14 protein-coding genes are annotated in these 12,791 nt (G+C 63.6%); 8 read left to right on the top strand and 6 right to left on the bottom strand.

Annotated features, from left to right (window positions below; all coding sequences use genetic code 11):
- Positions 1-27: 27 nt before the first annotated feature.
- The 4 genes from rpoS to surE all read right to left on the bottom strand — a co-directional run bounded on the left by rpoS (position 28) and on the right by surE (position 3,510).
- Positions 28-966, bottom strand: a complete 939-nt coding sequence (rpoS, locus tag ETQ85_RS01500; protein WP_148577342.1) for an RNA polymerase sigma factor RpoS — start codon at positions 964-966, stop codon at positions 28-30.
- A 158-nt stretch (positions 967-1,124) separates the two neighbouring features.
- Complete coding sequence (locus tag ETQ85_RS01495; RefSeq protein ID WP_222862017.1) at positions 1,125-2,093, bottom strand: peptidoglycan DD-metalloendopeptidase family protein; 969 nt, start codon at positions 2,091-2,093, stop codon at positions 1,125-1,127.
- A gap of 17 nt (positions 2,094-2,110) precedes the next feature.
- The gene (locus ETQ85_RS01490) at positions 2,111-2,770 is read right to left on the bottom strand and encodes a protein-L-isoaspartate(D-aspartate) O-methyltransferase (RefSeq protein ID WP_148577341.1); all 660 of its coding nucleotides are present in this window, start codon (positions 2,768-2,770) and stop codon (positions 2,111-2,113) included.
- Positions 2,767-3,510 carry a 5'/3'-nucleotidase SurE gene (surE, locus tag ETQ85_RS01485; protein WP_148577340.1) on the bottom strand — a complete coding sequence of 248 codons (744 nt, stop codon included), beginning with the start codon at positions 3,508-3,510 and terminating at the stop codon, positions 2,767-2,769. Before surE ends, ETQ85_RS01490 begins: the two co-directional genes overlap by 4 nt.
- Before the next feature lie 274 nt (positions 3,511-3,784).
- Here surE and msrP point away from each other — a divergent pair, with 274 nt between their 5' ends.
- Positions 3,785-4,714, top strand: a complete 930-nt coding sequence (gene msrP / locus ETQ85_RS01480; RefSeq protein WP_148577339.1) for a protein-methionine-sulfoxide reductase catalytic subunit MsrP — start codon at positions 3,785-3,787, stop codon at positions 4,712-4,714.
- 21 nt (positions 4,715-4,735) lie between these two features.
- On the top strand, positions 4,736-5,404 hold the full coding sequence (locus ETQ85_RS01475; RefSeq protein ID WP_148577338.1) for a protein-methionine-sulfoxide reductase heme-binding subunit MsrQ: 669 nt from the start codon (positions 4,736-4,738) through the stop codon (positions 5,402-5,404).
- Between the two features lie 102 nt (positions 5,405-5,506).
- On the opposite strand, the gene mog is transcribed toward ETQ85_RS01475, so the two are convergent.
- Together mog and yjgA are read right to left on the bottom strand one after the other, a co-directional pair.
- On the bottom strand, positions 5,507-6,094 hold the full coding sequence (gene mog / locus ETQ85_RS01470) for a molybdopterin adenylyltransferase (protein WP_148577337.1): 588 nt from the start codon (positions 6,092-6,094) through the stop codon (positions 5,507-5,509).
- Positions 6,091-6,651, bottom strand: coding sequence for a ribosome biogenesis factor YjgA (gene yjgA, locus ETQ85_RS01465; protein WP_148577336.1), 561 nt, complete (start codon positions 6,649-6,651; stop codon positions 6,091-6,093). The genes mog and yjgA overlap by 4 nt, the downstream gene beginning before the upstream one ends.
- 67 nt (positions 6,652-6,718) lie before the next feature.
- On the opposite strand from yjgA, the gene pmbA reads away from it, so the two are divergent.
- The 6 genes from pmbA (at position 6,719) to ETQ85_RS01435 (ending at position 12,629) form a co-directional block, all read left to right on the top strand.
- The gene (gene pmbA, locus ETQ85_RS01460) at positions 6,719-8,059 is read left to right on the top strand and encodes a metalloprotease PmbA (protein ID WP_148577335.1); all 1,341 of its coding nucleotides are present in this window, start codon (positions 6,719-6,721) and stop codon (positions 8,057-8,059) included.
- Between the two features lie 41 nt (positions 8,060-8,100).
- A complete protein-coding gene (locus ETQ85_RS01455) occupies positions 8,101-9,195 on the top strand; it encodes a TRAP transporter substrate-binding protein (RefSeq protein ID WP_148577334.1) in 1,095 nt (364 codons plus the stop codon).
- A 112-nt stretch (positions 9,196-9,307) separates the two neighbouring features.
- On the top strand, positions 9,308-10,414 hold the full coding sequence (locus ETQ85_RS01450; RefSeq protein ID WP_148577333.1) for a TRAP transporter substrate-binding protein: 1,107 nt from the start codon (positions 9,308-9,310) through the stop codon (positions 10,412-10,414).
- A 92-nt stretch (positions 10,415-10,506) separates the two neighbouring features.
- The gene (locus ETQ85_RS01445; RefSeq protein WP_148577332.1) at positions 10,507-10,863 is read left to right on the top strand and encodes a CidA/LrgA family protein; all 357 of its coding nucleotides are present in this window, start codon (positions 10,507-10,509) and stop codon (positions 10,861-10,863) included.
- Positions 10,860-11,597: an LrgB family protein gene (locus tag ETQ85_RS01440; RefSeq protein WP_148577331.1), complete on the top strand. Its 738-nt coding sequence runs from the start codon at positions 10,860-10,862 to the stop codon at positions 11,595-11,597. Before ETQ85_RS01445 ends, ETQ85_RS01440 begins: the two co-directional genes overlap by 4 nt.
- A 90-nt stretch (positions 11,598-11,687) precedes the next feature.
- The gene (locus ETQ85_RS01435) at positions 11,688-12,629 is read left to right on the top strand and encodes a nucleoside recognition family protein (protein WP_148577330.1); all 942 of its coding nucleotides are present in this window, start codon (positions 11,688-11,690) and stop codon (positions 12,627-12,629) included.
- Positions 12,630-12,791 lie beyond the last annotated feature (162 nt).

Here is a 12,791-nt window from a genome sequence, read left to right as displayed (position 1 = left end):
TTTACACGGGAAGACGGGGCTGCAGGGCTACAGCAACACGTCCTTCGACACGCCCCGCCGCTTGATGATGCGGCGCAACTGACCGAGGGCTTCGAGCTGGATCTGACGCACCCGCTCGCGGGTCAGCTCCAGGCTGTCGGCAAGCTCCTCGAGGGTCTGCACTTCGCACTCGTCGATTCCATAGCGATGGCGAATGACCATCCGCTGCTTCTCGCTGAGCTGGCTGATCCATTCGCGCACCAGGGTTTCGACTTCCAGATCCTGGATCTGCACATCGGGGGTTTCCGCATCGTCGTCGGCCAGGGACTCGCCAATCGAGAGGCTCGGATCGATGTCCAGCGGCGCATCAAGGGATGCCGTGTGTTCGTTGAGGGCCAGGATCGCCCGCACATCCGCCACCGGCCGATTGAGCCGACGGGCCACGTCCTCGATGGTGGTGTCGCCGTTACCTGCCGCTTCCAGCTGGCGCTGGGCCCGCAGGACCTGATTGAGTTCCTTTACCACGTGCACCGGCAGGCGGATGGTGCGCGACTGGTTCATGATCGCCCGCTCGATGTTCTGGCGGATCCACCAGGTAGCGTAGGTCGAGAAGCGGAAGCCCCGTTCGGGGTCAAATTTCTCAAGGGCGTGGATCAGGCCGAGATTGCCTTCCTCGACCAGATCAAGCAGCGGAATGCCCCGGTTCAGGTAATGCTTGGCGATGTTGACGACCAGGCGCAGATTGCGCTCGATCATCTTTTGCCGTGCCGCGAAATCCCCCTCACGCACCCGGCGCGAGAGCATCAGCTCTTCTTCCGCCGTCAGCAGCGGATTGGCGCCGATTTCGTTGAGATAAAGCTGAGTGACGTCACCGAGAAACTCGGCGGTTTCAGGGGTTGGCGCAGGAACTTCGAGGAAGACCTCGACCTCCGGAGGCAAGTCCGGTTCGGTGGTTTCCAGTTCCTCAGGTACGGCCGGTTCGTACATGGAGCCCTCACTGCGTCATGGAGTGAAACTCGGGTGTGGCACACACTGCACCACACCCGCCAGACCGGTACTCACGCGAAATCCAGCAGCGACGAAGTACGGCGTCTATAGTCATTCATATCACTACATCCACCCGCTTCGACCGTAAACCCGAAAGCTCAGCGGGGTGGGAGGTACTTGCCCGGATCAACCGGCTTGCCCTGCCGGCGGATCTCGAAGTGCAGCTTCGGGCGATCGCTGTCAGTATCGCCCAGTTCAGCAATTTTCTGCCCCTTGCTTACGGCCTGCCCTTCCTTGACCAGAAGACTCTGGTTGTGGGCATAAGCGCTCAAGTAGCTGTTGTCGTGTTTGACTATCACCAGTTTGCCATAACCACGCAAACCCGTGCCGGCATAAACAACACGACCGCCAGCAGCAGCCAGCACCGGGTCACCCGGCTTGCCCGACAGATCAACACCCTTGCTCGATGTTTCATTGAAGCCGGCGATGATCTTGCCGGAGGCCGGCCAGGCCCAGTCGATCTTGTCGTCACTGCCAGCCGGCTTGGCCGGTTCGGCCTTCTTGTCATCCTTCGCCTCAGGCTTGACCGGCTCGGCCTTGACTTCCGGCTTGGCCTCGGGCCTGACTTCCGGCTTCGCGTCGATCTTTGCCAGTACCACCGGCGCCTCCGGCTTCTGGGCCAGAGCCCAGGCCTGCTCGGAATACGCCACCTTGCCGCCCTTCGGTTCGCGACGCACACCGTCGCTATTCACCACAGCCGCCGCCGGACGAACCTCACCCCCGTTCGAACTCACCGGCCGGCTGACCGCAGCGGACTCCGGTGGCCGGACACGCAACTCCTGCCCCACCTCGATCAGATTGGCGTTTTCAAGGCCACTCCAGGCGGCGATGTCCCGGTAATTCTGCCCCTGATCAAGGGCGATGCGAATCAGGGTATCGCCGGGTTTGACGATGTAATAACCGGGACGCGCCACCGGTGTCGACGGAACCGGTACCGGTGACTCGGGCTTGCTCTGGGCGCTGCTGCCCGGGCGGGTACGTTCGGCAACCGGGGCAGGCGCCTTGGTGGCACAACCGGCAACGGTCAGGGCGATGAGAAAACTGCTGATACAAACGCGGGACAACATCATTCGTTCAAGGTACATCATTCAGTGCCGGGCAGCAGCGGGACAAAGCGCACTGCGTCGAGGCGTGTTTCTCGGATGCCGCGTGCCGTGCGCTCGATGAGCACCAGGACCTGCTCCGCAGCACCCACCGGCAAAATCAGGCGACCGCCTTCGGCGAGCTGCTCGACCAGGGCGGGCGGCACTTTCGGGGCAGCAGCCGCAACGATGATGGAGTCGTAGGGTGCGGCCTCCCGCAACCCATCACTACCATCGGCATGTTTCAGGCGCACATTCGGCAGACGCAGATGCCGCAGGTTACTGCGCGCCCGGTCAAGGAGCGGACGCAGGCGCTCGATGGAATAAACCTCGGTTGCCACGTGGGACAGCACCGCCGCCTGGTAACCGCAACCGGTTCCGACCTCCAGGGTCTTGCCGAGTTCGCGACCGGTGCGCAGAAGTTCGATCATCCGGGCAACGACAAAAGGCTGGGAAATCGTCTGCTGCAGGCCAAGAGGCAGGGCCGTATCTTCGTAGGCGCGGGAAGCCAGGGCTTCCTCGACAAACAGGTGACGCGGCACGGCCATCATGGCAGCCAGCACGCGCTCGTCGCGCACGCCCTGCTCGCGAATGCGCTCCACCATGCGCGTCCGCGCTCGCAGCGCGGTTTGCATCGCAACCCGCAGCACTTCGCTGCTCATTTGCCCAGCCAGTCGCGCACGGTAGTGATCTGGCCCTGATGGGTCAGATCGATCTGCAGCGGAGTAATCGACGCGTAGCCGTTGGCCACCGCGTGGAAGTCGGTGCCCTCGCCTGCATCCTGGGCGGCGCCGGCGGCACCGATCCAGTAGACGGTATCGTTGCGGGGGTTGGTGGTCTTGATCACCGGCTCGGCCTTGTGACGCTTGCCGAGGCGGGTGACCTGGATGCCCTTGATCTGCTCAAAGGGCAGATCGGGCACATTGACGTTGAGCAGGGTCGGCACCTTCACCGGGTCACGCTGGAAACGTTCGACCAGTTCACGGGCGATGCGCGCCGCGCCGGAGAAGTCGGAGGCACCCTTGGCAACCAGCGAGATGGCAATGGCCGGCACACCGAGCAGGAAACCTTCGGTAGCCGCCGCGACGGTGCCCGAGTAGATTGTGTCGTCGCCCATGTTGGCGCCGTGATTGATGCCCGACACCACCATGTCCGGCAGCTCGTCGAGCATCCCGGTCACGGCCAGATGGACACAGTCGGTGGGGGTGCCATTCACGTAATGGAAGCCGCTGGCCGCCTTGCGCAGGGACAAGGGCCGATCGAGGGTCAGGGAGTTGCTGGCGCCGCTTCGATCACGCTCGGGGGCCACCACGGTGACTTTCCCCACCTGGGAGAGGGCAGCCGCGAGAGCCTGCAGACCAGGGGCAAAATAACCGTCGTCGTTGCTCAGCAGAATACGCATTGGGAACCGGAACAGGCTTTCTCGAATGGGATGCGGAATCGCGAAACGCCCGTTTGGCGCGGGCAGGGCCCGATACAACGACAGCGTGCGAAACACCACGAATAGGGACCGAGTTTAGCAGAGTCGGCTTCCCTGCAGCTAGGCGCAAACGGCCCGATGCTAGCCGCCGCTTGCCGCGCCCCGACCGGGCACAAAAAATAATCGGGTGAATCTGTAATTTTTGTGAAGCTACCCCGTCTACCCTTGCAGACAACGCTTTCCAGGAAAAACCATCATGCTTATCCGCCATCCCGCCGACATACTCCCGTCGGAAATCACCGATTCCGCGGTGTACCTGGAACGCCGCCGCTTTCTTGCCCAGGCCGGGACGCTGGCCCTCGCTGGCGCCCTGCCGGCCGGCCTCGCCCACGCAGCCGGTCAAAGCCTCGGCCCACTCATCAAAAGCCCCTTGAGCATCGGCGAAAGCCAGACGCCCTACAAGGCGGTGACCACCTACAACAATTTCTACGAACTGGGCACCGACAAGGAAGACCCGGCCCAGAACACCCACCGCCTCAAGCCCGCCCCGTGGACGCTGCGTATCGAAGGCCTGGTGAACAAGCCCCAGACCATCGGTATCGAGCAACTCCTCAAGCTCGTTCCGCTCGAAGAGCGCATCTATCGCATGCGTTGCGTCGAGGGCTGGTCGATGGTCATCCCGTGGGTCGGCATTCCGCTGGCCAGCCTGCTCAAGCTGGCCGACCCGCAAGGCAGCGCCAAGTACGTCGAATTCATCTCCCACTACGACAAGGCCACCATGACCCGCGGCGTGCTCGACTGGCCCTACAACGAAGGCCTGCGCCTCGACGAAGCCCGCAACCCGCTGACCATCCTGGCCGTAGGCCTGTACGGCGAAGTCCTGCCGGTCCAGAATGGCGCGCCGGTACGTCTGGTGGTGCCCTGGAAATACGGCTTCAAGGGCGCCAAGTCGCTGGTGGCGATCCGCCTGCTGGAAAAGCAGCCGAGCACCGCCTGGATGAAGGCCGGACCGTCGGAATACGGCTTCTACGCCAACGTAAACCCCGAAGTCGACCACCCGCGCTGGAGCCAGGCCACCGAGCGGCGCATCGGCGAATTCACCAAGCGCAAGACCCTGATGTTCAACGGCTACGCTGACCAGGTCGCCTCCATGTACTCCGGCATGGACCTGCGCCGCTACTTCTGACCTGCATAGCAAGACCAAGCCATGACTCCCAGCAATTCCCAACTTGCCACCATCAAGACAGTCCTGTTTGCGCTCTGCCTGATTCCCGCCTTTCTGCTGTGGCGCAGCTTCGAGATGGACAGCCTCGGCGCCAATCCCATCGAGGCCATCACCCGCAACACCGGCGAATGGACCCTGCGCTTTCTGCTCATCACCCTCTGCGTGACGCCCCTGCGCAAGTACAGCGGCTGGCACTGGGTCGTGCGCCTGCGCCGCATGCTCGGCCTGTTCGCCTTCGCCTACGGGGCCGCCCACCTGTCCACCTACCTGTGGCTCGACCAGTTCTTCGACTGGCAGGCCATCGCCAAGGACATCCTCAAGCGCCCCTTCATCACCGTCGGCTTCGCCGCGCTGGTACTAATGACGCCGCTGGCCCTCACCTCCAGCAATTTCGCCATCCGCAAGCTCGGCGGCCGCCGCTGGCAAAGCCTGCACCGGGCAATCTACCCCATCGCCATGCTCGGCTGCATCCACTTCTGGTGGCTGGTCAAAAAGGATGTGACCGAACCGCTGATCTACTCGGTGATCCTTGCCGTGCTGCTCGGCCTGCGGGCCTGGTGGCGGGAGCTGGAGCGCAGAAAGCAGCTGGCCGGTAGCTACCTGCAGCAGCCGAGATTTGAAGGCAAGGTCATCAAGATCTTCGCCAAGTAAGACCTCCGCCGGCCACGCCACCAAAGCAAAAAGCCTGCACTCACCGAGCCTGAAACTCGGTGCGTGCAGGCTTCTGGTGCCTCGACCCAGCCAGGAAAAAGCTCAGCCCTTCGGCCGGATCGCCGACTTGGGCCGGAAGGCCTTTGCCACGGTTTCGTTCGTCTCGATGTACGGCCCGCCGATCAGGTCGATGCAGTAAGGCACCGCGGCAAAGATGCCGGGCACTTTCTGCGTACCGTCGGCAGCCTTCAAGCCTTCCAGCGTCTCGGCAATCGCCTTGGGCTGACCGGGCAGATTGATGACCAGCGTCTTGCCGCGGATCACCGCCACCTGGCGCGACAGGATCGCCGTCGGCACGAACGCCAGGCTGATCTGGCGCATCTGCTCGCCAAAGCCCGGCATCACCTTGTCGGCAATCGCTACCGTCGCCTCGGGCGTCACGTCGCGGGGTGCTGGGCCGGTGCCGCCGGTAGTCAGCACCAGCGCACAGCCCACCACGTCACACAGCTCGACGAGCGTTGCCTCGATGTTCGCCTGGTCGTCCGGAATCAGCCGGGTTTCGGTGCGAAACGGCGTTTCGAGGGCCTTGCCCAGCCAGTCCTGCAAGGCCGGGATGCCCTTGTCTTCATAGACGCCGCCGGAAGCCCGATCGCTGATCGAAACCAGGCCGATCACCACTTCATCGTTCATTCTTCAGCCTCGTCGGACTCATCGTCGAAGTCTTCGCTGTCGACGCCACCGGTTTCCAGCTCGCGCAGGACACGGAACAGTTCGCGGAAAGCCCGCGGCGGCTTGTTGAGTTCCTTCTCCTTGAGCGCGTTGCGACGCATGACGCGCAGCTGCTGCAGATCGACGCCGGGGTGCTTTTCGGCGATCTCGTGCAGCGTCTTCTCGTCTTCGAGCAGGCGGTTGCGCAGGGCTTCAAGCTTGTGCATGCGGGCTGTCTCGACCGCCGACACGCCGCGGAAGGCGTCCAGTGCGGCACGCACCGGCTCCGGGTCGACGTTGCGCATCAGCCGGCCGATGTACTGCAGCTGGCGGCGCTTGGCTTCGTGGGCGGTGAAGCGCTGGTAGTCCTTGACGGCGTCGCGCAGATCTTCGTCGATAGGCACCTTGGCCAGCCGCTCCTTGCCGAGTTCGGCCAGTTCGCGGCCGAGATCCTGCAGGGCTGTACTGTCGCGCTTGAGCTGCGACTTGCTCGGGCCGGCGTACTCTTCTTCTTCGTGCTTGTGTTTGTGTTTGGCCATATGGGCTGGAAAGACTCGGGAAACGGTTAAGATTATAGCCTTTAGCCCAGCCTTAACCCGGAACGCCATGGCCGACACCCGTTTCAGCTTCAGTCAGGACAAGCTCAAGACCATTGCCGACGACATTCTCAAGTTCGCCAAAAAGCGCGGCGCGTCGGCCTGCGAGGTGGATGTATCGGAGGGCTTCGGCCAATCCGTGAGCGTCCGCCGCGATGAGGTCGACACCATCGAATACAACCGCGACAAGGGCGTCGGCGTCACCATCTACGACGGCCAGAAGCGCGGCTACGCCAGCACTTCGGACTTTTCGAAGGAAGCCCTCAAGGCCACCGTCGATGCCGCCGTGTCGATCGCCCGCTTCACCGCCCCCGACCCGGCCGCCGGCCTGCCGGACAAGGAACTGCTGGCCACTGACTTCCCCGATTTCGATCTTTACCACCCGTGGAACATCCCGGTCGAAGAAGCCATCGAGATCGCCCGCCGCTGCGAGCGCGCCGCCTTTGCGGTGAGCCCGGAGATCCGCAACTCGGAAGGGGCCAGCATTTCGATGCAGGAATCCCACTTCATTTCGGCCAACAGCCTGGGCTTCATGGGCGGCTACGCCAGCTCGCGCCACTACCTGTCGTGCTCGGTGATTGCCGGTGAAGGCGACGACATGCAGCGGGACGACTGGTACACCTCCAAGCGCGATCCGGCCGAACTGGCCGACGCCGACGAGATCGGCACCTTTGCCGCCCGCCGTGCCCTCGCCCGCATCGGCGCCCGCCAGATCCCCACCTGCGAAGTGCCGGTGCTGTTCGAAGCGCCGCTGGCTGCCGGCCTGATCGGCGCCTTCGTGCATGCGGTGAGCGGCGGCGCCCTGTACCGCAAGTCCACCTTCCTGATGGACAGCCTCGGCAAGGCCGTCTTCCGCCCGCACATCCAGATCGCCGAACGCCCGCACCTGGCCAAAGCCTTCGCCAGCAGCCCCTTCGACGACGACGGCGTGGCCACCAAAGACCGCGAAATCATCATCGACGGCGTGCTGCAGGGCTACTTCCTCAGCACCTACTCGGCGCGCAAGCTGGGCATGCAGACCACCGGCAACGCCGGCGGCAGCCACAACCTGCTGGTCAAATCCGGTCAGTACGACCTGGACGGCCTCGTCAAGCAGATGGATCGCGGCCTGCTGGTCACCGAACTGCTCGGCCACGGGGTCAATTACGTCACCGGCGACTACTCCCGCGGCGCCGCCGGTTTCTGGGTCGAGAACGGCAGGATCCAGTACCCGGTGCACGAGATCACCATCGCCGGCAACCTCAAGGACATGCTGATGGGCATCCAGGAAGTCGGCTCGGACGTGCTGGTGCGCGGCTCCAAGCACTGCGGCTCGATCCTGGTCGACCGCATGACCGTGGCCGGCGCCTGAGTTTTACCCTTCGCCCAGATCGAAAAAGAAAAGGACACATCATGGAACGGCGTTCCTTCCTGAAACAAGCCAGTGCCGGCCTTGCCGCCGGAGCCGTGGCCGCCCCGGCCCTGGCGGCCGACCTGCCCACCATCAAGTGGCGCCTGGCGTCGGGCTTCCCGAAAACCCTCGACGCCATCTTCGGGGCCACCGAAACCGTCGCCAAGCGCGTCGCGGCGGCCACCGGCGGCAAATTCCAGATTTCTCTTTTCGCCGCCGGCGAAATCGTCCCGACTGCCGGCGTGCTGGATGCCGTCAAGGACGGCACCGTCGAAATGGGCCATGCTGCGTCCTACTGGTACATCGGCAAGGATCCGGCCCTGGCCTTCGACACGGCGCTGCCCTTCGGCCTCAACAGCCGTCAGCAGAGCGCCTGGATGTTCGATGGCGGCGGCCTGGAGCTGATGCGCGAGTTCTTCAAGGAATACAACATTTACAACATTCCCTGCGGCAACACCGGCACCCAGATGGGTGGCTGGTTCCGCAAGGAAATCAAGAGCCTTGATGACCTCAAGGGCCTCAAGTTCCGGGTTGGCGGCCTGGCCGGCCAGGTGCTTGCCAAGATGGGCGTGGTGCCCCAGCAGATCCCGCCCGCCGACATCTACCCGGCGCTTGAAAAAGGCACCATTGATGCCACTGAATGGATCGGCCCCTACGACGACCAGAAGCTCGGCTTCAACCGCGTTGCCAAGTACTACTACTATCCGGGCTGGTGGGAGGGTGGTCCGCAGTTGTCCATTTACGTGAACACCAGGCACTGGGCCTCGCTACCCAAGGAATATCAGACCATCCTGGAAAATGCCTGCATGTACGCCCACGCCGAAATGCAGGCCGCCTACGACGCCAAGAACCCGACCGCCCTCAAGCAGTTGATCGGCTCCGGCACCCAGCTGCGGCCCTTCCCCCATGACATGATGGCCGCCGGCTACAAGGTCGCCACGGAGCTGTACGAAGAAACCGCGGCCAAGAATCCGAAGTTCAAGAAGATTTACGAACCCTGGAAGAAATTCCGCGATGACCAGCTGCAATGGTTCGCGGTAGCCGAAAACCGCTTCGACAACTTCATGCAGGGCATGCGCCACAAGACGAAGAAGTGATCCCGGATGAATTTACGCTGCACGGCAACATAGGGTTTTCCTGACTATTGACTGCTGCGGGGCTCATGAATAATCCGCTCACAATCTGTACCCATTCCAATAAGGAGACAAAGTGGAACGACGTTCATTCATCAAGCGAGCCGGTGTCGGCGTAGCTGCCGCAGCAGTTGCAGCGCCATCCATGGCGGCCGACCTGCCCACCATCAAGTGGCGCCTGGCCTCCAGCTTCCCGAAGAGCCTCGATACCATTTTTGGTGGCGCCGACCTGGTGGCCAAGCGCGTGGCCGCCGCCACCGGTGGCAAGTTCCAGATCCAGGTCTTCGCAGCGGGTGAAATCGTCCCCGGCCCGGGCGTGATGGATGCCGTCAAGGATGGCACCGTCGAATGCGGCCATACCTGTTCCTACTATTTCGTCGGCAAGGACCCCACCTTCGCCCTCGACACGGCCATCCCCTTCGGCCTCAACAGCCGCCAGCAAACCGCCTGGATGATGAACGGCGGCGGCCTTGAGCTGTTCCGCGAATTCTTCAAGGAATACAACATCTACAACATCCCCTGCGGCAACACAGGCGCCCAAATGGGCGGTTGGTTCCGCAAGGAGATCAAGACCCTCGAAGACCTCAAGGGACTCAAGTTCCGCTGCGGCGGCTTTGCGGGTCAGGTGCTGGCACGGCTTGGCGTGGTGCCCCAGCAGATTCCCGGTGGCGACATCTACCCGGCACTCGAAAAAGGCACCATCGACGCGGCCGAATGGATCGGCCCCTACGATGACCAGAAGCTCGGCTTCAACAAGGTCGCCAAGTTTTACTACTACCCGGGTTTCTGGGAGGGTGGCCCGCAGATATCCCTGTACGTAAACCAGAAGCAGTGGGCCTCGCTGCCCAAGGAATACCAGACCATCCTGGAAGACGCCTGCATGTACGCCCACGCCGAAATGCAAGCGCGCTACGACGCCAAGAACCCGACCGCCCTCAAGCAGCTGGTCGGCTCCGGCACCCAGTTGCGCCCCTTCCCCAACGAGGTGATGGCTGCCGCCTACAAGGAAGCCCACGAACTGTACGAAGAAACTGCGGCCAAGAACCCCAAGTTCAAGAAGATCTACGAACCCTGGAAGAAATTCCGCGACGACCAACTGCAGTGGTTTGCCGTGGCAGAAAACCGCTACGACAACTTCATGCAGGCTGCCCGCAGCGCTTCCGCCAAGGCCGCCAAGAAATAAGCTCCCTCTTGACGGGTACAGGGGCCGCGCATTGCGCGGCCCCTTTTTATTTGGGAGGATTCCATTCCACCCGCCCCGGGGAGAACCCGAAAATGATCGCCGCCTTTGCCCTCCTCCTCGCCTTCCAGCTCGCCGGCGAAGCCCTGCGCGTTGCCCTGCACCTGCCGGTTCCCGGTCCGGTCATCGGCATGGCGCTGCTGCTGGTGTATCTGATCATCCGCCGCGGTCCCAGCCAGCCCCTGCGCCAGACTTCCGGCACCCTGCTGCAGAACCTGTCCCTGATGTTCGTGCCGGCCGGCACCGGCGTCATGCTCCACGCCGGCCGACTGGTCGACGAAGCCTGGCCGATCACCATCGCGCTGGTCGCCAGCACCGTGCTGGGCCTCGCAGCCACCGGGCTGACCCTGCATTTTCTGACCCGCGACCGGAAAACGGGAGAAACGCCATGAGCCCTCCGGACAGCATGACGGAAATCTGGGTCTACCTCACCGCGCAGCCACTGCTGTGGCTGACCCTGACCCTCGCCGTATATCTGCTCGCCATGGCCCTGCACCGCAAGGCCGGCGGCCACCCGGCCGTCAACCCGGTGCTGGTCTCGGTAACCGTGCTGGTCAGCCTGCTGCTGGCCACCGGCACCCCCTACCAGCGCTACTTCGACGGCGCCCAGTTCGTGCACTTCCTGCTCGGTCCGACCACCGTAGCGCTGGCCATTCCACTCCACGGCCAACTCAAGCGGCTGCTGGCAATGGGGGGGCCGCTGCTCATCGCCCTCGTCGTCGGCTCACTCACCGCCGGCCTGTCGGCCTACATCATTGGCGCCCTCCTCGGCGCCAGCGCACCGACCGTCGCCTCCCTGGCCCCCAAGTCCGTCACCACGCCCATCGCCATGGGGATTGCCGAACGACTCGGCGGACTGGCCTCCCTCACTGCGGTATTCGTGATCCTCACCGGTATCTTCGGCGCGATCTTCGCGGCCGGCATCCTCAAGCGCCTTGGCGTCAAGGACGACGCCAGCATCGGCTTCGCCATGGGCCTGGCCTCCCACGGCATCGGCACCGCCCGGGCCTTCCAGATCAACGAGCAGACCGGCGCCTTCGCAGCGCTGGCGATGGGCCTCAATGGCCTGTTCACCGCCCTGACCCTGCCCTGGCTGCTGCCCATGCTCTCACCGCTGCTCCGCTAGACGCTACGTAAATCAGGGTTCCCCTCAAGTTGTCCCCTCCTCATGCGGCCCCGATAATCGGGGTCGCGTCTTTTTACTGCACCGCTCCCAATGGACTTGTTGATCGACGTAATCCTGCGTGCCGGCCGCTCGGCGGTCGAACTGTCCTTCTTCGTGCTGCTGCCGGTGATGGTGGTCATGCTGTCGCTGATGCGCCTGCTCGAAGCCCGTGGCGTGCTCGACTGGGTGGTGGCCAGACTAGCGCCGGCACTCCGCCCGGTCGGACTCACCGGCCTCGGCGTTTTCGCCGCATTGCAGATCAACTTCGTGAGCTTCGCCGCCCCGGTCGCCACCCTGGCCATGATGGACCAGCGCGGCGCCTCCAGCCGTCATCTGGCAGCCACCCTGGCGATGGTCATGGCCATGGCCCAAGCCAACGTCTCCATGCCGATGGCCGCTATGGGCCTGCACTTTGGCATCGTCCTCGGCTGGTCACTGGTTGGCGGACTGGTGGCTGCAGCCGCCACCTACTACGGCTTCGGCCGCAGCCTCAGTGCCGTCGAGCACACCCTCGACGAAACCCTCCAGCATCCGGTCGCCGAAAGCGCCAAGGGCATTCTCGACGTCATCAACCGTGCCGGCGCCGAAGCCTTCAAGATTGCCGTCGGGGCCATTCCCATGCTGGTCCTGTCCCTCACCGTGGTCCTCGCCCTGCGCCGCCTCGGCGCGCTGGACGCCCTCACCACCGTGCTCTCGCCCCTGCTGCTCGCCATCGGTGCCGACCCGACCCTGATCCTGCCGACCCTCACCAAATACCTGGCCGGCGGCACGGCGATGATGGGCGTGATGGACGAAATGCTGCGTGCCGGCACCGCCAGCGCCGCCACCCTCAACGGGGCCAGCGCCGGCCTGCTGATCCACCCCCTCGACATCCCCGGCGTGGCGGTGCTGATCTCGGCGGGCCGGCGGGTTGCCGACGTCTGGAAGCCCGCCGCCCTCGGCGCAGCAATCGGCATCCTGGTACGCATGGCGGGGCATACGCTGATCGGTTGATTCATGCTCACCCAGTTCGCCACCAAGACCAGCGTCGAGGTGCTATTCGCGCCCTTTGCGATCAAGGAGTGACGACCGATGCGGCAGTGCGGCATTTCATTAGGCGAAATCAGGGGTCCTGCGTTAACATCGCTGACTACTGATCGACAGGCAGAAAATCCG

Origin of the sequence: Zoogloea oleivorans, from assembly GCF_008107625.1 — a bacterium.
In the GTDB taxonomy this organism is placed as follows: domain Bacteria; phylum Pseudomonadota; class Gammaproteobacteria; order Burkholderiales; family Rhodocyclaceae; genus Zoogloea; species Zoogloea oleivorans.
The sequence above is the reverse complement of the archived record's forward strand: the minus strand, read 5'-3'. Positions and strand labels throughout refer to the sequence as shown.

Coding starts and splice junctions, on each gene's coding strand:
- pmbA (WP_148577335.1), top strand. CDS start 6,719: ATGGCCGACACCCGTTTCAGCTTCAGTCAGGACAAGCTCAAGACCATT.
- ETQ85_RS01490 (WP_148577341.1), bottom strand. CDS start 2,770: ATGAGCAGCGAAGTGCTGCGGGTTGCGATGCAAACCGCGCTGCGAGCG.
- yjgA (WP_148577336.1), bottom strand. CDS start 6,651: ATGGCCAAACACAAACACAAGCACGAAGAAGAAGAGTACGCCGGCCCG.
- ETQ85_RS01445 (WP_148577332.1), top strand. CDS start 10,507: ATGATCGCCGCCTTTGCCCTCCTCCTCGCCTTCCAGCTCGCCGGCGAA.
- mog (WP_148577337.1), bottom strand. CDS start 6,094: ATGAACGATGAAGTGGTGATCGGCCTGGTTTCGATCAGCGATCGGGCT.
- ETQ85_RS01440 (WP_148577331.1), top strand. CDS start 10,860: ATGAGCCCTCCGGACAGCATGACGGAAATCTGGGTCTACCTCACCGCG.
- msrP (WP_148577339.1), top strand. CDS start 3,785: ATGCTTATCCGCCATCCCGCCGACATACTCCCGTCGGAAATCACCGAT.
- surE (WP_148577340.1), bottom strand. CDS start 3,510: ATGCGTATTCTGCTGAGCAACGACGACGGTTATTTTGCCCCTGGTCTG.
- ETQ85_RS01455 (WP_148577334.1), top strand. CDS start 8,101: ATGGAACGGCGTTCCTTCCTGAAACAAGCCAGTGCCGGCCTTGCCGCC.
- ETQ85_RS01435 (WP_148577330.1), top strand. CDS start 11,688: ATGGACTTGTTGATCGACGTAATCCTGCGTGCCGGCCGCTCGGCGGTC.
- ETQ85_RS01495 (WP_222862017.1), bottom strand. CDS start 2,093: ATGTTGTCCCGCGTTTGTATCAGCAGTTTTCTCATCGCCCTGACCGTT.
- ETQ85_RS01475 (WP_148577338.1), top strand. CDS start 4,736: ATGACTCCCAGCAATTCCCAACTTGCCACCATCAAGACAGTCCTGTTT.
- rpoS (WP_148577342.1), bottom strand. CDS start 966: ATGTACGAACCGGCCGTACCTGAGGAACTGGAAACCACCGAACCGGAC.